At 64.3% G+C, this 20,412-nt stretch carries 19 protein-coding genes and 1 pseudogene; 16 read left to right on the top strand and 4 right to left on the bottom strand.

From position 1 onward, the window contains the following. Positions 1–19 precede the first annotated feature (19 nt). The 5 genes and pseudogenes from ACNJYB_RS21380 (at position 20) to ACNJYB_RS21360 (ending at position 5,580) form a co-directional block, all read left to right on the top strand. On the top strand, positions 20–1,369 hold the full coding sequence (locus tag ACNJYB_RS21380) for a pyruvate dehydrogenase complex dihydrolipoamide acetyltransferase (RefSeq protein WP_439368305.1): 1,350 nt from the start codon (positions 20–22) through the stop codon (positions 1,367–1,369). Positions 1,370–1,377: 8 nt separating this feature from the next. Continuing rightward, a complete protein-coding gene (locus tag ACNJYB_RS21375) occupies positions 1,378–1,611 on the top strand; it encodes a hypothetical protein (RefSeq protein WP_439368304.1) in 234 nt (77 codons plus the stop codon). A 17-nt stretch (positions 1,612–1,628) separates the two neighbouring features. Continuing rightward, the gene (lpdA, locus tag ACNJYB_RS21370; RefSeq protein WP_439368302.1) at positions 1,629–3,050 is read left to right on the top strand and encodes a dihydrolipoyl dehydrogenase; all 1,422 of its coding nucleotides are present in this window, start codon (positions 1,629–1,631) and stop codon (positions 3,048–3,050) included. Positions 3,051–3,194: 144 nt separating this feature from the next. Continuing rightward, entirely contained in the window at positions 3,195–4,436 is a 1,242-nt protein-coding gene (locus tag ACNJYB_RS21365) for a threonine synthase (RefSeq protein ID WP_439368301.1), read from the top strand. A 173-nt stretch (positions 4,437–4,609) separates the two neighbouring features. Next, a pseudogene (locus ACNJYB_RS21360) lies at positions 4,610–5,580 on the top strand (tripartite tricarboxylate transporter substrate binding protein BugD). A gap of 63 nt (positions 5,581–5,643) precedes the next feature. On the opposite strand, the gene ACNJYB_RS21355 reads toward ACNJYB_RS21360, so the two are convergent. From ACNJYB_RS21355 to ACNJYB_RS21345, 3 genes are all read right to left on the bottom strand, one after another. Further along, entirely contained in the window at positions 5,644–6,030 is a 387-nt protein-coding gene (locus tag ACNJYB_RS21355; RefSeq protein ID WP_439368300.1) for a response regulator transcription factor, read from the bottom strand. Between the two features lie 87 nt (positions 6,031–6,117). Beyond that, the gene (locus ACNJYB_RS21350) at positions 6,118–6,783 is read right to left on the bottom strand and encodes a response regulator transcription factor (RefSeq protein ID WP_439368299.1); all 666 of its coding nucleotides are present in this window, start codon (positions 6,781–6,783) and stop codon (positions 6,118–6,120) included. Further along, complete coding sequence (locus ACNJYB_RS21345; protein ID WP_439368298.1) at positions 6,780–9,206, bottom strand: PAS domain-containing sensor histidine kinase; 2,427 nt, start codon at positions 9,204–9,206, stop codon at positions 6,780–6,782. Before ACNJYB_RS21345 ends, ACNJYB_RS21350 begins: the two co-directional genes overlap by 4 nt. 740 nt (positions 9,207–9,946) lie before the next feature. Between ACNJYB_RS21345 and ACNJYB_RS21340 the strand changes: the two genes are divergently transcribed. The 3 genes from ACNJYB_RS21340 to ACNJYB_RS21330 all read left to right on the top strand — a co-directional run bounded on the left by ACNJYB_RS21340 (position 9,947) and on the right by ACNJYB_RS21330 (position 10,870). After that, a complete protein-coding gene (locus tag ACNJYB_RS21340; RefSeq protein WP_439368297.1) occupies positions 9,947–10,318 on the top strand; it encodes a hypothetical protein in 372 nt (123 codons plus the stop codon). Then, positions 10,315–10,503 (top strand): hypothetical protein, encoded by a 189-nt coding sequence (locus ACNJYB_RS21335; RefSeq protein ID WP_439368296.1) that lies wholly within the window; start codon positions 10,315–10,317, stop codon positions 10,501–10,503. The genes ACNJYB_RS21340 and ACNJYB_RS21335 overlap by 4 nt, the downstream gene beginning before the upstream one ends. A gap of 67 nt (positions 10,504–10,570) precedes the next feature. Then, a complete protein-coding gene (locus tag ACNJYB_RS21330) occupies positions 10,571–10,870 on the top strand; it encodes a hypothetical protein (RefSeq protein ID WP_439368294.1) in 300 nt (99 codons plus the stop codon). Positions 10,871–10,953: 83 nt separating this feature from the next. Here ACNJYB_RS21330 and ACNJYB_RS21325 read toward each other — a convergent pair whose 3' ends face one another. After that, entirely contained in the window at positions 10,954–13,140 is a 2,187-nt protein-coding gene (locus ACNJYB_RS21325; RefSeq protein WP_439368293.1) for a lytic transglycosylase domain-containing protein, read from the bottom strand. A 322-nt stretch (positions 13,141–13,462) separates the two neighbouring features. Here ACNJYB_RS21325 and ACNJYB_RS21320 point away from each other — a divergent pair, with 322 nt between their 5' ends. From ACNJYB_RS21320 to ACNJYB_RS21285, 8 genes are all read left to right on the top strand, one after another. Further along, entirely contained in the window at positions 13,463–15,199 is a 1,737-nt protein-coding gene (locus ACNJYB_RS21320; RefSeq protein WP_439368292.1) for an adenylate/guanylate cyclase domain-containing protein, read from the top strand. Positions 15,200–15,317: 118 nt separating this feature from the next. Further along, entirely contained in the window at positions 15,318–15,494 is a 177-nt protein-coding gene (locus tag ACNJYB_RS21315; protein WP_439368291.1) for a hypothetical protein, read from the top strand. Between the two features lie 151 nt (positions 15,495–15,645). After that, positions 15,646–15,858, top strand: a complete 213-nt coding sequence (locus ACNJYB_RS21310) for a hypothetical protein (RefSeq protein ID WP_439368290.1) — start codon at positions 15,646–15,648, stop codon at positions 15,856–15,858. 123 nt (positions 15,859–15,981) lie between these two features. Continuing rightward, the gene (locus tag ACNJYB_RS21305) at positions 15,982–16,239 is read left to right on the top strand and encodes a hypothetical protein (RefSeq protein WP_439368289.1); all 258 of its coding nucleotides are present in this window, start codon (positions 15,982–15,984) and stop codon (positions 16,237–16,239) included. A gap of 91 nt (positions 16,240–16,330) precedes the next feature. Next, on the top strand, positions 16,331–16,552 hold the full coding sequence (locus tag ACNJYB_RS21300) for a hypothetical protein (protein ID WP_439368288.1): 222 nt from the start codon (positions 16,331–16,333) through the stop codon (positions 16,550–16,552). Between the two features lie 77 nt (positions 16,553–16,629). Continuing rightward, complete coding sequence (locus ACNJYB_RS21295) at positions 16,630–17,208, top strand: hypothetical protein (protein WP_439375613.1); 579 nt, start codon at positions 16,630–16,632, stop codon at positions 17,206–17,208. A 614-nt stretch (positions 17,209–17,822) separates the two neighbouring features. Next, positions 17,823–19,547 (top strand): dihydroxy-acid dehydratase, encoded by a 1,725-nt coding sequence (gene ilvD / locus ACNJYB_RS21290; protein ID WP_439368287.1) that lies wholly within the window; start codon positions 17,823–17,825, stop codon positions 19,545–19,547. Continuing rightward, positions 19,534–20,355 carry a tetratricopeptide repeat protein gene (locus ACNJYB_RS21285; RefSeq protein WP_439368285.1) on the top strand — a complete coding sequence of 274 codons (822 nt, stop codon included), beginning with the start codon at positions 19,534–19,536 and terminating at the stop codon, positions 20,353–20,355. Before ilvD ends, ACNJYB_RS21285 begins: the two co-directional genes overlap by 14 nt. Positions 20,356–20,412: the final 57 nt, after the last annotated feature.

The raw sequence follows: 20,412 nt of genomic DNA, 5'->3' as shown, positions 1-20,412 counted from the left end.
AGTTCTTCTTGAGGTCAGCATGCCCATCAACATCCTGATGCCCGCTCTCTCGCCGACGATGGAGAAGGGCAACCTCGCCAAGTGGCTGAAGAAGGAAGGCGACAAGGTCAAATCCGGCGACGTCATCGCCGAGATCGAGACCGACAAGGCGACCATGGAGGTCGAGGCCATCGACGAGGGCACGATCGCCAAGATCCTGGTGCCGGAGGGCACGCAGGATGTGCCGGTCAACGACGTGATCGCGGTGCTCGCCGGCGAAGGCGAGGATGTGAAGGCCGCAGGCAGCGCCAAGCCCAGCGCTTCGGCCGCGCCGCCGAAGGCTGCGGAGGCTCCTGCCGCCGCGCCGGCTCCCGCGCCTGCGCCGGCCGCGCCAAAGGCCGCGCCACCGCCCGCCGCTGCGCCACAGGCCGCAGCGCCGGCCGCGCAAAGCAACGGCCATGGCGGCCGCGTGTTCTCCTCGCCGCTGGCGCGCCGCCTGGCCAAGGATGCCGGCATCGATGTATCGATGATCACGGGCACCGGTCCGCATGGCCGGGTGGTCGCGCGTGACGTCGAGCAGGCCAAGTCCGGCAAGGGCCTCAAGGCGCCCGCGGCGGCGCCGTTAGGCGCGCCCTCGATCGCGCCGACCATGTCGGACAAGCAGATCCTGTCGCTGTTCGAGCCCGGCTCCTACGACATCGTCCCGCATGACGGCATGCGCCGCACCATCGCGCAGCGCCTGACCGCGTCGATCCAGAACGTCCCGCACTTCTACCTGACGATCGACTGCGACATCGGCAAGCTGCTCGCCGCGCGCGAGGAAATCAACGCCGCCGCGCCGAAGGACAAGGAGAAGAAGCCGCTCTACAAGATCTCGGTCAACGACTTCGTCATCAAGGCGATGGCGGTCGCGCTGCAGAAGATCCCGAACTGCAACGTGAGCTGGACCGAAAGCGGCATGGTCAAGCACCACCATTCCGACGTCGGCGTTGCCGTGGCGATGCCGGGCGGCCTGATCACGCCCATCATCCGCAAGGCCGAGACCAAGACGCTGTCGGCCATCTCCAACGAGATGAAGGATTTTGCCGCGCGAGCCCGCTCGCGCAAGCTCAAGCCCGAGGAATACCAGGGCGGCACCACCGCCGTCTCCAATCTCGGCATGTACGGCATCAGCCACTTCACCGCGGTGATCAACCCCCCGCATGCCACGATCCTCGCGGTCGGCACCAGCGAGGAGCGTCCCGTCGTGCGCAGCGGCAAGATCGAGATCGCGCAAATGATGAGCGTGACCTTGTCCTGCGATCACCGCGCCATCGACGGCGCGCTCGGCGCCGAACTGATCGGCGCGTTCAAGCAGCTGATCGAAAACCCCGTCATGATGATGGTCTGAGATGGCGCATGAGGACGCGCTGGCCCTGGATCTCGATGCTGGTCTCGCTGATCCTCGCGCTCAGCCCGCACGGCCGCGAGATCATTGAGGCTGCCTTCTTTGCCGGCGAGGCGCTGTCGCGCAACATCTGGGAGCCGATCGCGCTCACCATCTTCGCCATCATGGCGGCGGTCATTCTCATCGAATGGCTGATCAGAACCTACATCTTCAAACGCCGCGCCCGCGGCGCAACGACCGCTTGAGTTGAATGGGAGCCGCCATGGCCGATACATCCTTCGACATCATCATCATCGGCTCCGGTCCCGGCGGCTATGTCACCGCGATCCGCGCCGCTCAGCTCGGCTTCAAGGTCGCGATCGTCGAAAAATCCTATCTCGGCGGCATCTGCCTGAATTGGGGTTGCATTCCGACCAAGGCGCTGCTGCGCTCGGCCGAGATCTATCACTACATGCAGCACGCCAAGGATTACGGCCTGTCGGCGGAGAAGGTCTCGTTCGATCCGAACGCCGTGGTGCAGCGCTCGCGCGGCGTCTCGAAGCGGCTGAACGACGGCGTCGGCTTCCTGATGAAGAAGAACAAGGTCAGCGTGATCTGGGGCGCGGCCTCGATCGATGCGCCCGGCAAGGTCACCGTGAAGAAGTCCGACGTCGAGGGCCCGAAGGGCGCGCTGGGCGAGGGGACCTACCAGGCCAAGCACATCATCGTCGCGACCGGCGCACGGCCGCGCGTGTTGCCCGGGCTCGAGCCCGACAAGAAGCTGGTCTGGACCTATTTCGAGGCGATGGTGCCGGACCGGATGCCGAAGTCGCTGCTGGTGATCGGCTCCGGCGCGATCGGCATCGAGTTCGCCTCGTTCTTCCACACCATGGGCTCCGACGTCACCGTGGTCGAGGTGCTGCCACAGATCCTTCCCGTCGAGGACGCCGAGATCGCAGGTCTTGCACGCAAGCGCTTCGAGAAGCAGGGCATCAAGATCATGTCCTCGACCAAGGTGACGAAGCTCGAGAAGAAGGCCGACAGTGTCGTTGCCACCATCGATGACGGCAAGGGCAAGCCCGTGGCCACCGAGTTCGAGCGCGTGATCTCGGCTGTCGGCGTCGTCGGCAACATCGAGAATCTGGGACTCGAAAAGCTCGGTGTCAAAACCGATCGCGGCATCATCGTGGTCGATGGCTACGGCAAGACCAACGTTCCCGGCATCTATGCCATCGGCGATGTCTCCGGTCCCCCGATGCTCGCGCACAAGGCCGAGCATGAGGGCGTGATCTGCGTCGAGGCGATCAAGGACCTGCATCCGCATCCCATGGACAAGAACATGATCCCGGGCTGCACCTATTGCCATCCGCAGGTCGCCTCCGTCGGCCTGACGGAAGCCAAGGCCAAGGAGAGCGGCCGCGAGATCCGCGTCGGCCGCTTCCCCTTCGTCGGCAACGGCAAGGCGATCGCGCTCGGCGAGGACCAGGGCCTGGTCAAGGTGATCTTCGACAAGAAGACCGGCCAGCTCCTCGGCGCCCACATGGTCGGCGCGGAGGTGACCGAGCTGATCCAGGGCTACGTCGTCGCGATGAACCTGGAGACCACGGAAGAAGAGCTGATGCACACGGTGTTCCCGCATCCGACGCTGTCGGAGATGATGAAGGAAGCCGTGCTGGACGCATACGGGCGGGTGTTGAATATTTGATGGTTGGCATCGCCGCCCACCGCCGTCATTGCGAGCGAAGCGAAGCAATCCAGACTGCCTCTGCGGAAAGATTCTGGATTGCTTCGCTGCGCTCGCAACGACGAGCAGAGAGAGCTGCTTGCAAAATGAGAAGGAAATCACCCCATGCACGACAACGACAACCTCAGCATCGAGCGCCCGACCTTCGTCACCCATCTCGAATGCGCGATGGAGGGCGACCATTACGCCGCCGACCAGGTCCACAATCTCTCGAAAGCCGGCAAGCCGCTCTTGGTGCGTTATGATCTGGCCGGCGTGAAGAAGGCGCTGACTAAGGACGCGCTGGCGCAACGTCCCGGCGACATGTGGCGCTACCGCGAGCTGCTGCCGGTGCGCAAATGCAAGGACATCGTCTCGCTCGGCGAAGTCACCACGCCGCTGATCCGGCTGCCGAAGCTCGGCAAGAAGCTCGGGGGCGACGAGGTCATCGTCAAGGACGAGGGGCGCCTGCCGACCGGCTCGTTCAAGGCGCGCGGCCTGGTGATGGCGGTGTCGATGGGCAAGGCGCTCGGCATCAAGCACATGGCGATGCCGACCAACGGCAATGCCGGCGCGGCTCTGGCGGCCTACGCCACTTCCTGCGGCATCAAGACCACGATCTTCTGCCCCGCGGACACGCCTGAGGTGAACGTCAGCGAGATCGAGCTCCAAGGCGCGACCGTCTACCGGGTCAACGGCTATATCGATGATTGTGGCAAGATCGTCGGCGAGGGCAAGGCCAAGGTCGGCTGGTTCGACACCTCGACGCTGAAGGAGCCGTACCGCATCGAGGGTAAGAAGACGATGGGCCTCGAGCTCGCCGAGCAGCTCGGCTGGGACGTGCCCGACGTGATCTTCTATCCGACCGGCGGCGGCACCGGCCTGATCGGCATGTGGAAGGCGTTCGACGAGCTGGAGAAGATCGGCTTCATCGGAAGCAAGCGCCCGCGCATGGTCGCGGTACAGGCCTCGGGCTGCGCCCCGATGGTACGCGCTTATGAGGCCGGCACCGAGCATGCCACACGCTGGGAGGACGCCCACACCATCGCCTCCGGCATCCGCGTGCCGCAGGCGATCGGCGATTTCCTGATCCTGCGCGCCGTGCGCGAGAGCAAGGGCTTTGCGATTGCGGTCGATGACGACAAGATCTCGGCGGCGCTCAACGAGGTCGCGCGCGAGGAGGGGCTGCTGCTCTGCCCCGAGGGTGCTGCGACCTACGCCGCCTACAAGGACAGCCTTGCCGATGGCCGCGTCAGCAAGACCGATCGCGTGATGCTATTCAACTGCGCGACCGGCTTGAAATACCCGCTACCGCCGGTCACCCGCACGCTCGATCGCCACAAGCCGATCGACTACGCGCAGTTCTGACCTGCTTCTCCCTCTCCCCGTTCTTGAGAGGGCAGGGGTGAGGGCCTCTCTGCGCGAATGAGATATTCGTGAGGCCTGTACCCCCTCACCCGAATTGCTTCGCAATTCGACCTCTCCCCGCGAGCGGGGCGAGGTGCAGACAAAACAACAAAGACATCGCTGGGGAGAACACAATGAAGAAGGCTGTCTGGGCCGGACTGATCGGTATTCTCGCTATTGCAGGCGCAGCGCGCGCCGATGACTATCCCTCGCGGCCCATCACCATCATCGTTCCCTTTGCAGCCGGCGGCCCGTCGGATGCGATGGCGCGTGTGCTCGCCGAGCGGATGCGGGTCGCACTGGGCCAGCCGCTGGTGATCGAAAACGTCACCGGCGCGGGCGGCTCGATCGGCGTCGGCCGCGCTGTGCAATCGCCGCCCGATGGCTACACCATCTCCTTCGGCCATCTGGGCACCCATGTCGCTAACGGCGCCGTCTACAAGCTCAGCTACGATCTCGTCGCCGATCTCGAACCCGTGGTGCTGCTGCCGAGCAACCCGATGATCGTGGTCAGCAAGAACGCGATACCCGCGACCTCGCTGAAAGAGCTGATCGAATGGCTGAAGTCGCGGCCGTCGCCGCCCACCGCCGGCACGGCAGGTGCAGGCTCCGGCAGCCACATCGCCGGCGTCTATTTCGAGAGCGTGTCCGGTATCAAGCTGCAATACGTCCCGTACCGCGGCACCGCGCCTGCGCTGAACGATCTGATCGCCGGCCAGATCGATATCATCGTCGACCAGACCTCCAACTCCATCAACCAGGTCCGGGCCGGCACCATCCGCGCCTACGCCATCACTGACAACAAGCGTCTCGCCTCCGCGCCCGATATCCCGACCGCGACGAGGCCGGGCTGAAGGGCTTCAACATGACGCTGTGGTCGGGCATGTGGGTGCCGAAGGGCACGCCGAAGGCGATCGTGACCAAACTGAATGCGGCAGCCGTGGAGGCGCTGAACGATCCCGGCGTGAAGAAGCAGCTCGAAAGCCAGGGCCTGGAAATGACGCCGCAGGACCAGCTCACGCCGGAGGCGCTCGGTGTGCGGCAAAAAGCCGAGATTGCAAAGTGGTGGCCGATCATCAAGGCGGCCAACATCAAGGTCGATTGAGCGCTTCGCTGTGGCTGCGGCGCGCAGTGCTTGCCCTCAGGACCGGTGGCACGCGCCACCGCATCACATCGTGGCGTCACCGGCGTCCGAAAGTGCCGTCTCCAGGCACTCGATCAGAGCTCGTGTTGAAAACGGCTTGGCGAGGAAGCCGATCGCGCCGGCCTTCAGCGCGCGGTCGCGCACGGCCTCGTCCGGAAAGGCCGTCATGAAGATGAAGGGCGTGGTGCGGCCGAGGCCGCGCAGATGCGTCAACAGCTCGACACCGCTCATGGCCGCCATCTGCACGTCCGCGATCACGCAGGAGCTCGTCTCCAGTTCGGCGGATTGGAGAAATTCCTGAGCGGAGCCAAAGGTGTAGACCGTGTACCCGCGCGACGTCAGGAGGTTGTTCGTCGCAAGGCGAACGGAGGCATCATCATCAACGACGGAAATGATCGAAGGTACTGACAAAATGATCGCTCCTGAACGGGGAGCCGCCGGCCGCGGTTCAGCCGCTTCAGGGAAAGTGGGCCACCAGAGCGAGCTTGGAAAGCATACTTAGGTTTGCAGGTGACCTCTGTTGCGCGGGATTCCGAGCGCATCCGTCATTCTGACGAGATCGGCCAACGACTTCGCCCCCATTTTCCGCATGATCTGCCCGCGATAGATCTTTACGGTAATTTCGGCTAATCCGAGTTCGGCGGCGACCTGCTTGTTCATCAGGCCGGATGCAACCAGGGCGAGGACGTCGCGTTCGCGTGCCGTCAGCCCCTCGAAACGGGATCGCACGCCCGAGATGGACTTCTCGGCATCGCGCCGCTTGCGATCCCGTTCGATTGCCGCTTGCACCGCGTCCAGCATGTCCTGGTCGCGCACCGGCTTGGTCAGGAAATCGACGGCACCGCTTTTCATGGCTCTCACGGTCATGGGGATATCTCCGTGACCGGTGATGAAGATGACGGGCGTGTGAATATTGGCCTTGGCGAGGTCGGCCTGGAGGTCGAGGCCGCTCGCGCCTGGCAGGCGGATGTCGAGCACGAGGCAACTGGGGACCGCGGGCGGTTTGGCTTCCAGGATCTCCGCCGCCGAGCTGAAGGCTTCGACCTTGAGGCCGACCGATTGAAAAAGATTGGTCAGCGCACGGCGCATCGACGGATCGTCGTCGACGATAAGGACGATCGGATCACCGGTGCTCCCCTCGGCCTGCTTGGCACGGTCAGTCACGACATGTCCTTGTGTGGCAGGGGTAGGGCGATCTGGAATGTTGCACCGCGCCCCTCGTTTTGAAAGGCCGAAAGCCGGCCCGCGTGAGCCTCGATGATCGATCGGCAGATCGAGAGTCCCATTCCCAGACCGCCCGATTTCGTCGTGAAGAAGGGGGTGAAGATGCGTTCCTTGACGTCTTTGGCAAGGCCGACGCCGCGGTCCGTCACGGTGAGGAGCAGGCAGTCGTCGTCGTTCGCCCGGCACGAGCGGATCGCCAGTTCGCGGAGGCGATCGACATTGCCTTGCATGGCTTCAATGCCGTTCATGACCAGGTTGATCAGCACCTGCTGGAGCTGGATTCGGTCGCCGCAGATCCGTGGCAGATCGGACGCCAGCTCCATGCGCACCGATACCGCGTGGGTCGCGAGCTCGCGCCGAACCAGCGCCACGGCCTCCCTGACGACCTCGTTGATGTCGAGTGGGACGACTTCGATCTCGGTCTTCTTAGCAAGCGCCCTGATCCGACGGATGACCTCGATCGCCCGATTGGCGTCCTCGACAATCCATTCGGCGGACCGTCGCGCGGCTTTCAAGTCGGCCGGTTCGCGGTCGAGCCAGGCGATGCAGGCGTCCGCATTGGAGATCACGGCGGCAAGAGGCTGGGTGATTTCGTGGGCAACCGAGGTGGTCAGCTCGCCGAGGGTCGTGACGCGCGTGACATGGGCGAGTTCGCTTTGCGCCTTGCGCAACGCCTCTTCCGCTTGTTCGACGCGGATCGCCGCGGTGATGTCGCTGCTGACGCCGCGATAGCCGAGAAAATTGCCTTGCGTATCATGGAACGGCTTGCCGCTGGTGCGCACGTAGATTGGAGATCCATTGCGGTCCCTGCTGCGGTAGATCAGATCGCGGAACGGGACACGGGCATCAAGCGCCGCGCGGTGCTGCTCCCATTTCTCCGGCTCGAGTTCGGCATCGGGTGGGATGTCCCAAGGGGTCAGGCCGATCAAGCCGGTTGGCGGGGCGGTGGAGGTGTCGGCATGTTCAGATATCCGCGTGATGCGGTGGTCCGGCCCGGTCTCCCAGAACCAGTCCGATGCGGTTTCGGCATAGTCGCGGAATCGCTGCTCGGAAGCCTTCAGCTCGTCGAACGCCTTGTGCAGCGCATCTTTTGCCGCAAACTGCTCGGTGACGTCCACGTGCGTGCCGATGATTTCCATCACCTCACCGTCGCGGCCCATCACCGGATGTCCCTCGGTGTGGACGCGCCTGATCGAACCGTCGGGGCGGGCAATCCGGAAGTCGATCTGGAAGGGCTGCTTCTGCCTGATCGCTTCACGTTCCACCGCGATGATCCGCTGAAAGTCCTCCGGCAGGATACGTTGCTGGAAAGCCCGGGCCGGGAGATCGACCTGGTCCGGCTCAAACCCGAACAGGCGATAGAGTTCAGCCGATCGATAGGCGAACTCCTGGCGATGAACGTCCCAGGCCCAGCTGCTCGTATGGCTGAGGCGTTGAGCTTCACTCAAATAGGCTTCGCTGCGACGCAGCCTCTGTTCCGCTTCCTTGGCAACCGTGACATCGGTCACGGCCCCGACGAACTCGATGCGCCCGGATGGATGTCGCACCGCGCGCGCCACGGAATGGAGATATTTGACCGATCCATCGGGCATCAGCAGACGGTATTGGTGATCGAAATCCTCCGCCAGGCGGTAAGCCCGCTCGAGGGTGCTGCGGACCCTGTCGCGATCTTCCGGATGAATGCGCTGAAAGACGAAGCGAAGAGTCGGCTTCCTCGCCGGGTCGCACTGGAAGATGCGAAAAGTCTCCCTCGACCAGACCGCCTCGCCGGTCGCGAAGTTCAGGCCGAAGCTGCCGGTGTGGCTCAATTCCTGAGCCTGGGCGAGGTAGGCTTCGCTCTGCCGCAGCGCATCTTCGGTCTCCCTGCGCTGGGTGATGTTCTCGCAGGCGACCAGCAGGATCGGCGTGCCGTCGCCGCGCAGCATCGCCTTGGCGTTTTCACGGACCCAGAGCACCGACCCGTCCTTTCGGAATTTACGAATCTCCCAGGTGTGCGACTGGTCCACGGTCGTCAGGCACAACGCGACGCATTGACGAACTAGGTCGTGGTCTTCCTCGAAGAAGACGTTCAGCACGGGTTGGCCGATCAGCTCGTCCGTCGTGTAGCCCAGTTGTTCGGCGCCGAACGTATTGACGTTGAGCACCGTTCCGGCCGAATCGACCATGAAGTACATGACCGGATTGTGCTCGAACACCTGGCGCCATTGCTTCACGGCCTCACGCAGATCGGTGTTCTGCCGCAAGACGTCTGCGACCGCGGGTCTGTCCTTCTCGCCGTTGCCGAATGATCGAAGCGCCGCAAGGCCGCCGAGCAGGAATTGTACGGCCGAATTCCCGATTTTCATGATCTGGCCAGGCATCATCGCAAGCGTCCCGGCTCGCCAGCGTCGAGGCGAGTAGAGCACTTTGCCATAACAGGGGCAATTCCCTCCGACCAAAGTCGAACTCTCCGCAAAATTCCCGATTGCCGTGCAGCTTGTGAGCGTTGCGCCGTCTCGTTGCGCAAGGTGGGTGGAGGAGGTCCGGAAGACTACGGCACAAACCTACGTATAGCTCGCACAATCCAAGTTCTAGCGCGCATTTACCTCCGTACAATTGAGCGGTGCGTTGCAAGGAGCCTAGTCTTGCGGTCAATCGAGAGGAGACGATTGCGGAGCACAAATTGCCGGAGCGCCCGGCGTGTTGCGCCCAAAGAGCCAAGCTCTGCGTCCCCCCTGACTTGCCGATCAATCAGGCGGTCACGATTGAGAAGCCGCATTTTCTGTGACGACCTGGCAACCCCTGCTTTTGCGCGCGAGGAAGCCAAGACTGCAAAGAGGTCAAGAGGAGAGGATGATGTGCGATAGCCCCGACTACTTCCAGCGCCGTTCCGAGTCCAAAGGCTGTGCCGTCTGTGCCGGCAAGTTTGGCCTGATCCGATACTACTCCTGGCGGACCCCGCTCTGCTCGCGGAAATGCCTCGACCGGTTCAGGGCCCGTCGCGAACGCGACCGCAGCTGGTTGTTCCGGTGCCAGGTGGCATGAAGATCGGCTGCCCCACCTAGCCCGTCAGGTCATTTCTTCGTCTGGAGGCTGTGAGTTGAACCTTAGCTGCAAGCTCCTGTTGGCGATCGCGCTGCCGCTTCCGCTGCTGACGGGCGTGAAGGCGGAGGAAGCCGCACCGGATGGTTCGCATCGTCACCACCCGCCTCAGGACCAGCTGCTGCACGAGAAGTTCTATTCGGGTTGGCGCATGCCGGACAACCCGGTTCTGAGCTGCTGCAACAATGCGGATTGCTACCCGACCGAGGTACGCTACGTCGACGGCAGGATCTACGCGCGGCGCCGGGAAGACGGGAAATACATCCTGATCCCGTCGCAGAAGGTCGAGCGCAACAGAGACAATCCCGACGGCCGCAACCATATCTGCGCGCCACCGCCGTCCGCCTCTCTGGTCGACACGGTCTACTGCTTCGCGCTGGGAGGTGCCACGTGAGATTCATATTGGTGAACGGCAGAACCCCATTCCGCGAGACGCGGTGTCTGTGGTGCTGCGAGGAGATCGAGGGCGGCTATCTGCGCGACGCCAGGACGCTGCTGCCCTACTGCGGCTACGAATGCTACGCGACTCATCTGGAAGCAGGGCGGTCGATCGAGGGGCGGACGCGCGCAGCATCCTGAGCAGACAGGCCGGCGAGACGCAGCGGCGGACGTGCCTTGGGCAGGAGAGGACACGACATTGAGGTTCATGCTCGTCAATCAGGAACATCCCAGCCACGGCGCCGCCTGCAGCGCATGCGCCCGGCCGCTGGGCTCGAGTTACGTCCGGCATGTGTCCAAGCAAGAGCGGTATTGCGACTACGATTGCTACCGGCGGCAGACGGCCATGGACATGCTGAGGCCCCGCAGCCCGTTCGAGGCGATCGCGGTGCTGTCGGCCATGGCAAGCTGGAGCTGGATGATTCAGATGGGCGCGCTGTCGCGCGCGCTGGCAGAGGTCTATCTGCGCGAGTACGACCGTCTGATCACGGAAGGAGGTGACCGCTAACTGCCGTTGCCGGCCGCGCAGAGCCGTCGGCCGCAGTCACCGCGTCCAGCCCGCGCCGCGTTCCAGCCCCGGCGGTCGCGAGGCTAGGGCGACGGGGCTGCGGCCGATACGGTTGGCTCCGCGCTCACTTCCTGCGTCGTGACGCGCTGCTCGGATTTCGATGCGACCATGCCGCTGCCCTCGAACCGCGCGCGGTAGACCAGCACGTTCTCCATCACGCGCTGGACGTAATTGCGCGTCTCCGACAGCGGGATGCGCTCGACCCAGTCGATCGGATCGACATTGGGATCCCTGGGGTCGCCGCGCGCCTGCACCCATTCGCGTACCCGGCCACGTCCGGCATTGTAGCCGGCGAACGTCATGATCTGGTTGCCGCGGTACTCCGACAGCAGCGCGCTGAGCTCGGCCGCGCCCATCTGCGTGTTGTAGACGGGATCGGAGACCAACCTGTCCCAGTCATAGGTCAGGCCGAAGCGTTTTGCGGTGTCGCGGCCGGCTTCCGGCGTCACCTGCATCAGGCCAACGGCATTGGCGGGCGACTTGTCGCGCTGGTCGAACGAGCTCTCGGTGCGTGCCACCGAATAGATCACGCTGGTCTCGATCGGCGGGGCGAGCTGCTTGTGCTCGGGGATGCCGATGGTCGGGAAGGCGTAATGGTCGAGCGCGAGCCCCCGCGCCAGGGCCGACTTGCCGACCTCCAGCATCACGCGCGCGTCGTTGCGCCGGCCGGCCAATTCGCCGAGCGCTTCGAGCGCCGCGACGTCGGTGCTCTCCTTGGCGAAATCCTCGGCGTAGTAGAACACCATGTCACGCTCGCCGATCCCGTACAGCATGTCGGCGGCGCGGACGCGCTCGTCGGCAGGAGGCGTGTCGGCAGAGGCCAGCACAGGCGAGGGCGCACGCAGCTCGATGCGGTCGAGCCCTAGCTTGGCGCGGGCGAGCTGGCCGTAATAGGCGGTCGAATAGCGCGCCGCGGCCTTGTAGCTCATGCGGGCGTCGGCGGTCGCGCCCAACGCTTCCGCCGCGCGGCCGCGCCAGTAATGCCCGCGCGACAGCGCGATCGGGTTGGCTGAGCCCGCGTCGATCGCGGCGAAATGCACCATCGCCGTTTTGGGATCGTCGAGGTAGCGCAGCGCGATCCAGCCGCACATGAAGTGATAATCGACCCGGTAGACCTCCATCGCCGGCACGGCCGCGGTGCGGACCACGTCGTAGGCTGTCTTGAATTTGCCCTGATCGAGCAGCTTGCGCGCCAGCAGGCGGCGCTCGCGCCACCAGGCGTCGGTGTCCTGCGCCGCCATTGTCTCGGGCGCCGCCGCGAGGATCACCTCGGCCGCATCGTCGATGCGGTCTTTCTGGAGATTCCATTGCGCGCGGCACAGCACATAGCCGAGATCGCGGCGCGCCTCGCTCGCGACATCGTCGAGATAATCCTTGGCCTTGTTCGCCTTGCCCGTGACCGCAGCACAGGCCTTGACGATTGCGAGCGCATCCTCGCCGAGCCGTTTTGCCGCGCGCCGCGCAGCGGCATAGTCCTTGGCGCCAAGCCGCTTGTCCATGCGCGCGCGGTGATCCTCGGCGGTGAGCAGATCGCGGAACGCCTCGTAGGAATCTTCCTCGCTACGCTCGGACAATTCGTCCGTGCGCCAGACCTCGCGCACCAAACGCGCGGCCCGGTCGGTCTCGCCTTCGATGAGCAGCACGCGCGCGAGTGCAAACTTGCCCTTGGCGCTGGTCGGGCGGTCCATGGTGAATTTGTGAATGGTGGCGGCGTCGGCCTTCTCCTGCCACAGCCGCGCCTCGGCGCGGCGGCGGAGCAGGGCGCTGCTCGGCCAGTCCGGATTGGCGGCGAGGAAGCCGGCATAGCGCTTGAAATTCGCGGTGCTCTCGGAATGGCGCAGCAAGAACCAATCGGCGAGCTTCTGCCCGGCGGGGTCGGCGATGCGATCGCGCGCCGCGCTCGCGTCGTCGGTCTTGCCCCTGCGCGTAAGATCGATCGCATCCTTCAGCGCGGCGAGATCGCCGGTGAGCGGCGGGGCGGCCGGCTTGTCCGCGGGCTCGTCGTCCGGCTTCTTCGCCTTGCGTTTGGCCTCGGCATGCTTGCCGTGACGGGATTTCGCCGCGGCATGGCGCTGCTTGCCGGCTTTCGCCTCATGCGTCTTTTTCGACGCTGAAGATTTATGACTGCTCTTCGCCGCCAGCTCGGAAGGGAAAAAGGCCAAAGCGGCCACGGCAACGACACACGCGAGCGAGCGTAGGCACTGGTTCATTGGATGGTCCCCCTGCGAAACCACTACAAACCAAGGTCCGCGACGACATGCGGCTTGAGAATCAAAGTCGACACCAAAACGATGTCACGGCATCGTTTCGCATTTCTCACGCTGTCGCAACAATGCGGCAAAAAACGGATGAAACAAGGGAACTTCCGCAAAGGAGAAAAGGGCAGGCACTTTAACCTTTGTTAACGATTGGGACTCGCGCGGTGGTTGTGCGCTGTCTGGCGCGTCAAGGCGGCCAGATTGCGCGTGTTCCCGCCGCCCAATTCGGTGTATTGAGTTCCCTGAACCGTCTTTCAGACTTTGCCCCGCACCTATGCCGATTTTCAACCAGTCGATCCGGCGCAAGATCGTCGGCATCGCCCTCGGACTCATCGTCCTGATGCTGGTCACCTCGATCCTGTCGATGGTGATGTCGAGCCAGGTTGGTGTCCTCCTTGACGAGCTGACCAATCGCTACATCCCGGCCTATGGCGACCTGGCGCGCGCCAACGTCCGCTCGCTGGAGCGGGCGGTGGCGCTGCGGCGCATGGTGATGATGAGAATGCAGTCGCCGACCGACGAGGAGGCCTATGCGGCGCGGCTGCGCGAGTTCGAGGAGGCCGACCGCAAGATCGAGGAAGAGGCCGAGCGCGCACGCAAGCTGATCAATGCGATCATCGACGACACCAGGACGCCGTCCGACAACGCGGCGCTGGCGCGGATCGAGACGCGCATCGAGACCGCCGTCAGCGAGCTGCGTCGCGATCAGAACGAGGACCACGCAAGGCTGCTCAAACAGATCGACGCCAAGGAGATGGTTGGCGCCCGCAACACGCTCGAGCACATCGACCTGTTGCGCGATCAGTTCAACCAGAAGATCGACGCAATCCGCGCCGACATGCTGAAGCAGGTGTTTGCCTCCACCGCAACCGTGATCGGCCACCAGCATCAGGCGATCATCATCTCGGGTCTCGTGACCGTGCTCGCGGCGGTAGTCGGATTTGCCTTCGCGCTCCTCGTCTCAAGCGGCATTACGCGGCCGGTGCGACTGCTGCTCGCCGGCACCCGCGAGGTCGAGGCCGGTCGGTTCGACAAGACCATCACCGTCTCCACCCAGGACGAGATCGGCGAGCTCGCCGCCGCCTTCAACCGCATGATCGAGCAGCTCAGGCACAACGAGCGCATTCGCGAGACCTTCGGCCGCTACATCGATCCCAAGGTGGTGCAAGGCCTGATCGACCGGCCGGAGGTCGCCATCGACGGCCAGCGCCGGGTCATGACCATCATGTTCTGCGACATGAGCGGCTTCACCTCGATGAGCGAGGGCATGACCCCGCGCGGCCTCGTCAAGGTCATGAACCACTACTTCACGGTCATGTCCGCTCCCGTGAGGGACAATCGCGGCGTCATCGACAAATATATCGGCGACGCCATCATGGCCTATTGGGGCCCGCCCTTCATCGAGGGGGACGAGCCGGCGCTGCTCGCCGGCCTTGCCGCCATCGAGATGGCCGACCAAGTGCCCGCGCTGCAGAAGCAGCTGCCGGATCTGCTCGGCATCCGCGCCATGCCCGCGCCGTGCGACCTGCGGATCGGTATCGCCACCGGCGAGGTCCTGACCGGCAGCATCGGCTCCGAGCTGATGATGAGCTTTACCGTGATGGGCGATGCCGTGAACCTCGCCTCTCGCCTCGAGGCCGTCAACAAGGTCTATGGCACCCGCATCCTGATCGCTCAGGCGACGGCGGATGCGATCGGCGCGCAGCTCGAGCTGCGCGAGATCGATCGTCTGGCCGTCGCCGGCCAGAACGTTCCGCAGGCCATCTTCGAGGTGATGGGCAGGGCAGGCGCGCTGACGGAGGTGCAAGCGAGCCTGCGAAAGCATTATGCCGACGGCCTCGTCGCTTATCGCGCCTGCCGCTTCGCCGAAGCCCGCGGCGCCTTCAACGCGGCGCTCGAAGCCGTCCCTGGCGACGGCCCCTCGCGCACGCTGATCGATCGCGCCGCGCAATTCGAGGCCAATCCGCCGGATGCGGGCTGGGACGGCGCTTGGCGGCTGGAGCAGAAATGAGCCGCCGCGGCGTCACCGCGGCCGACGAAAATTGATGCTAGTCCATAACGATGTTCGCCGTGACCTATTTCCCGGGCTTAGGTTGATTGTCCCTTAGGCGTTTGATGGGGACACGCCGATGACAGAACTTGAGGACAGGCTGGAGCGGTTCGAGACGCTCACCGCCGAATGCGAGCTGATCGCCAAGCTCGCCACCGACAGCACCAAGCGCGAACTCTATCTGAAACTATCAGAACAGTACCGCCAACTCGCGGTGGACATGCGGCTGGCGATCGCGACCAAAGCTGCGGCCTGACGCCAGCTGCAATCCGTTTTTAATCTTTGGCGCGCATCCTCCGGGAATGCGAGCGTGGGACTATCACGGTTGCTCGCAGCGGGAATGCCGGGCCCGTTGCGGTGCAACGTGCCTCGCTGACGTCACTTCGCTGCTCCTACAGGGCAATCCGATGCGCCTTCTTGCAGTCCTTGTTCTCGCCCTCGCAACGGCAGCCTGCAACCAGGAGCAGGATATCACCGGGTCGACCTCGACCTGCCCGATGCGGAACTACAGCTCCTATAATCCCCGCGACATGAACCAGTGCGTGGCCGCCTGCAAGGCCTGCGACCACGGCACCACGGTCACCTGTTCCACCTCCTGCACCCTCAAGGGCGCGCACTGAGCCGTTCGAAGCCGGACTGGCGACCATTTACTCCACACGGCATCAGGCTGACGGTGCCCGAGCACCGGAACGATTCACATGGGTTAGTCATTGAGGTGCAGGCAGGACGCGGAGTCCGATGGAATGGGTATGCTCGATCCCGGGCGGTTTCTGGTGTCGTGCTCGCAATGCGAGGCCTGGCCGATGGCGGCCAATGTGAAACGTTCGAGCTGGTCGGCGTCCCCGCATGAGGTCCGGTTCGTGTGCCCGCGCTGCCGCCGCGAGGAGACGGCGATCGTCTCCGCCTCGGGCGAATTGACGCCGATCCGGCGCGTCGACGTTCCGCCGCGCGACGTTGCCGTGGCCTGGGCTCAGGCGCAGCGTCCGAGAGGGCGGACCTAGTCGGCCGGCACATCGTTCGCTTGCGTTTTGGAACCCGGCCGGTCATCGAAGCGTTTCCGCCTCCGACATCAACGCCATCGAGGCTGTGCGAATGATCAGCGAGCATTTCGACACCCGCACCCGCATCAACATGAAACTGGCACTGGACCGGGTCTGCCGCAATCGCCCCGACGGGGAGGACCACGGCTTCCGCAGATCGGTCGCCGAACACATCATTCGTTGCGCGCTGGCAGGCCGGACCGGCATCGGCCAGCTCGTCGATGCCGGCGAGCGGGCGATGATCAGGACGCCTGCGGAGAAGGAGCCGGCGTAGATCCAGTCGGTCCGCTTCTCGCGTTCATGTCATGTCGAGCCGTCGGCACATGTGCTAGGATTGCCAGGAGATCCATGATGCCTGCCGAGATGCTTTCGCCCGACGTTGATCGTTTCCGCCGTCACCCGGTCGCACCGCGCCTTGCGCCGACGTTCTGCCTCGCACTGCTGACCGCGGCATGTGCGCTGGCAAGCTTCGCGCTCGGCTGCGCAACGCCGTTCGCGGCCTTCGCCGTCGTCGCAGCCGCAATGCTTTCGCTGCGACCGGCACTGCTCGTCGTCACCGGGGCCTGGCTGGTGAACCAGAGCATCGGCTTCGGGCTGCTGCACTATCCGGTCGATGGCAGCACTCTCGCCTGGGGATTTGTGATCGGCGCCGCTGCGCTGGTCGCGACGGCGACCTCTTCCGCCGTGCTCAGCGCTCTGCCCCAGCGGCGCACGCCGGTGATGCTGGCGAGCGCGCTCGCTGTCGCCTACACGACCTATGAGCTCGTGCTGTTCGCCGCGACGCCAGCTCTCGGTGGCGAGGCGGGTTTCACTGCGGCTATCGTGCCGCGTCTCGGCCTTATCAGCGCAGTCTGGCTCGCCGGCCTCGTCGCTGTCTGCGAGCTCGTCCGCCTGGTCGCTCCGTTCGGCCGCAAGGCGGTGTCGGCCTGAGCGGCCACTCCGGAATCGCAAAGCTCCCGGGCGTCGATTCGCTCATCCTTCGATAAGTCCTGCATTTGCCCGACGGCAAAACACCCTGCGAGCTGGTCACCCGCCGCCGGAAAGATATTCCGTTTTACCGAATTCGATTTATCGTATGTGTCGACCATCCCGTTTCGCTCGGCCATTCGCGCGGGTCCCGGTTTGCGCTGCAACGCTATCCGCGTTGCAGATTGTCCGGGACACGAGTGATGCACCTCAATCGCGAGGAGGGGCCAGCGACTCACTTCGTGGGTGTGCGGCCCCATCGTTCCCAAGCGGATGCACTTTGCTTGCTATGAGCCATTCGCCGTCGACCCATACCTTATCGACGGTATCAAAGTAGCGATCCCCGTGTCTTCCTGGTAACGATCGTGCTGTTCATGCAACACTCATTCCGGATTAAGCCCTCTTGGCCAGCCGTTTGCATCACCGCCGCTTTTTGGCCACACCCGAAGATGAATAAAATCGCTCTAAGTTTAAGCGGGAGCGGCGATCCGCGAAGGCGACGGGAAATCCCAAGGTCGATTCAAATCTTGGCTCTGATTTTTCGGGTCTGAAAGGGTTGGCCGGGGAAACTGGTTGCGATGGACGCGAAGACTAACATCAAGCAGAGGCTGCCGAGCCGTCACGTGACGGAAGGCCCTGCGCGCGCGCCGCACCGGTCCTACTTCTACGCCATGGGTCTGACCACCGAGCAGATCCACCAGCCCTTCGTTGGCGTCGCCTCGTGCTGGAACGAAGCCGCTCCCTGCAACATCGCCTTGATGCGCCAGGCGCAGGCGGTGAAGAAGGGTGTTGCGTCCGCCGGCGGCACACCGCGCGAGTTCTGCACCATCACCGTCACCGACGGCATCGCCATGGGCCATGACGGCATGCGCTCCTCGCTGCCGTCGCGCGAATGCATCGCCGATTCCGTCGAACTGACAGTGCGCGGTCACGCCTACGACGCGCTGGTGGGCCTTGCCGGCTGCGACAAGTCGCTGCCGGGCATGATGATGGCGATGGTCCGCCTCAACGTGCCTTCGATCTTCATCTACGGCGGCTCGATCCTGCCCGGCAATTTTCGCGGGCAGCAGGTGACCGTCCAGGACATGTTCGAGGCGGTCGGTAAGCATTCCGTCGGCGCCATGTCGGACGAGGATCTCGACGAGATCGAGCGCGTGGCGTGCCCCTCGGCCGGCGCCTGTGGCGCGCAGTTCACCGCCAACACGATGGCAACGGTTTCGGAAGCGATCGGCCTTGCGCTGCCGTACTCGGCCGGCGCCCCGGCGCCGTATGAGATCCGCGACGCCTTCTGCATGACGGCGGGCGAGAAGGTGATGGACCTGATTGCCGAGAACATCCGGCCGCGCGACATCGTCACCCGCAAGGCATTGGAAAACGCGGCGGCAGTCGTCGCCGCCTCTGGCGGCTCGACCAATGCTGCGCTGCACCTGCCGGCGATTGCCCATGAAGCGGGCATCAAGTTTGACTTATTCGACGTCGCCGAAATCTTCAAAAAGACACCTTATGTCGCGGATTTGAAGCCGGGCGGCCGTTATGTCGCCAAAGACATGTTTGAAGTAGGTGGCATACCGCTTCTGATGAAGACGCTGCTCGACAACGGATTTCTCCACGGCGACTGCATTACGGTCACCGGTCGAACGATCGCCGAAAACCTCAAAAGCGTGAAATGGAATCCGCACCAGGACGTGGTGCACCCGGCAGACAAACCCATCACCGTCACGGGCGGTGTGGTCGGTCTGAAGGGCAATTTGGCGCCAGAAGGTGCGATCGTGAAAGTCGCGGGAATGTCCAACCTCAAGTTTACCGGTCCGGCCAGGTGCTTTGACCGGGAGGAGGACGCGTTCGAGGCCGTTCAGAACCGCACCTACAAGGAAGGCGAAGTCATCGTCATCCGCTACGAGGGCCCCAAGGGCGGCCCCGGCATGCGGGAAATGCTCCAGACCACGGCGGCGCTGACGGGGCAGGGCATGGGCGGCAAGATCGCGCTCATCACCGATGGCCGCTTCTCCGGCGCCACCCGCGGCTTCTGCATCGGTCATGTCGGGCCTGAGGCCGCCATCGGCGGCCCGATCGGGCTACTCGAGGACGGCGACATCATCGAGATCGACGCGGACGCCGGTAGTCTTAACGTAAAATTGAGCGACCAGGAACTCGCCCAGCGCAAGACCAAATGGAGCGCTCGCGCGACTAACCACACGTCGGGTGCGCTCTGGAAATATGCTCAGCAGGTTGGACCAGCGGTCGGGGGGGCTGTGACCCATCCGGGCGGCGCGCACGAGAAACAGTGCTATGCGGACATCTAGGCGTGCCATTGTTGCGTTTGTGTTGGGAGCCGGTGCGCTGGCCGCGCCTGCGCTCGCCTTTGACGGCGCGCCGGTCAACCAGAAGGACGCGACCATTCCCGTCGTGACCACCCTGCCGGGCGCCGCGGGTGCGGTGCGAGGCAAGGTGCCGCCGGCGACCCAGGAAACCTCGCTCAGCGCCCTGCAATATGCCGCCGAGGGCGGCCATCCCATCGCGCAGTGGAAGCTCGGCCGCATGTACGCCAATGGCGACGGCGTCGCCCAGGACGATATGCGGGCCTTCGAATATTTCAGCCGGATCGCCAACGCGCATGCCGAGGATAGCCCGTCGGCGCCGCAGGCCCAGGTCGTCGCCAACGCCTTCGTCGCGCTCGGCCGCTACTATCTCAGCGGCATCCCGAACTCGAAAATCAAGGCCGATCCGGACCGGGCGCGGGAGATGTTCTCCTATGCCGCCTCCTATTTCGGCAACGCGGACGCCCAGTACGATCTCGCCCGGCTGTACCTGAAGACGCCGGACGCCTCGCGCGAGGACTTCCGATACGGCGCCCGCTGGCTCGGCCTTGCCGCCCAGAAGGGCCAGCATGAGGCACAGGCGCTGCTTGGCCAGATGCTGTTCAACGGCGACCGCCTGCCGCGGCAGGCCGCGCGCGGCCTGATGTGGCTGACCCTGGCGCGCGACAGCGCCGGTGCCGAGGAGACCTGGATCAAGGAAAGCTACAACCGGGCGTTCGCCAAGGCCTCCGACGATGACCGCGCCATGTGCCTGCAAATGCTGGAACAATGGGTGCAGGGCCGCCGCGAGTAAGTATGGTCTCGTAGAGTGGCAAAGGCGCCTTGGCGTCGTGCCCACCACCTGATGGCG

The sequence above is a fragment of the Bradyrhizobium sp. SMVTL-02 genome (genome assembly GCF_051853005.1).
GTDB lineage: Bacteria > Pseudomonadota > Alphaproteobacteria > Rhizobiales > Xanthobacteraceae > Bradyrhizobium.
This window is presented reverse-complemented; position numbering and strand designations above follow the sequence as displayed.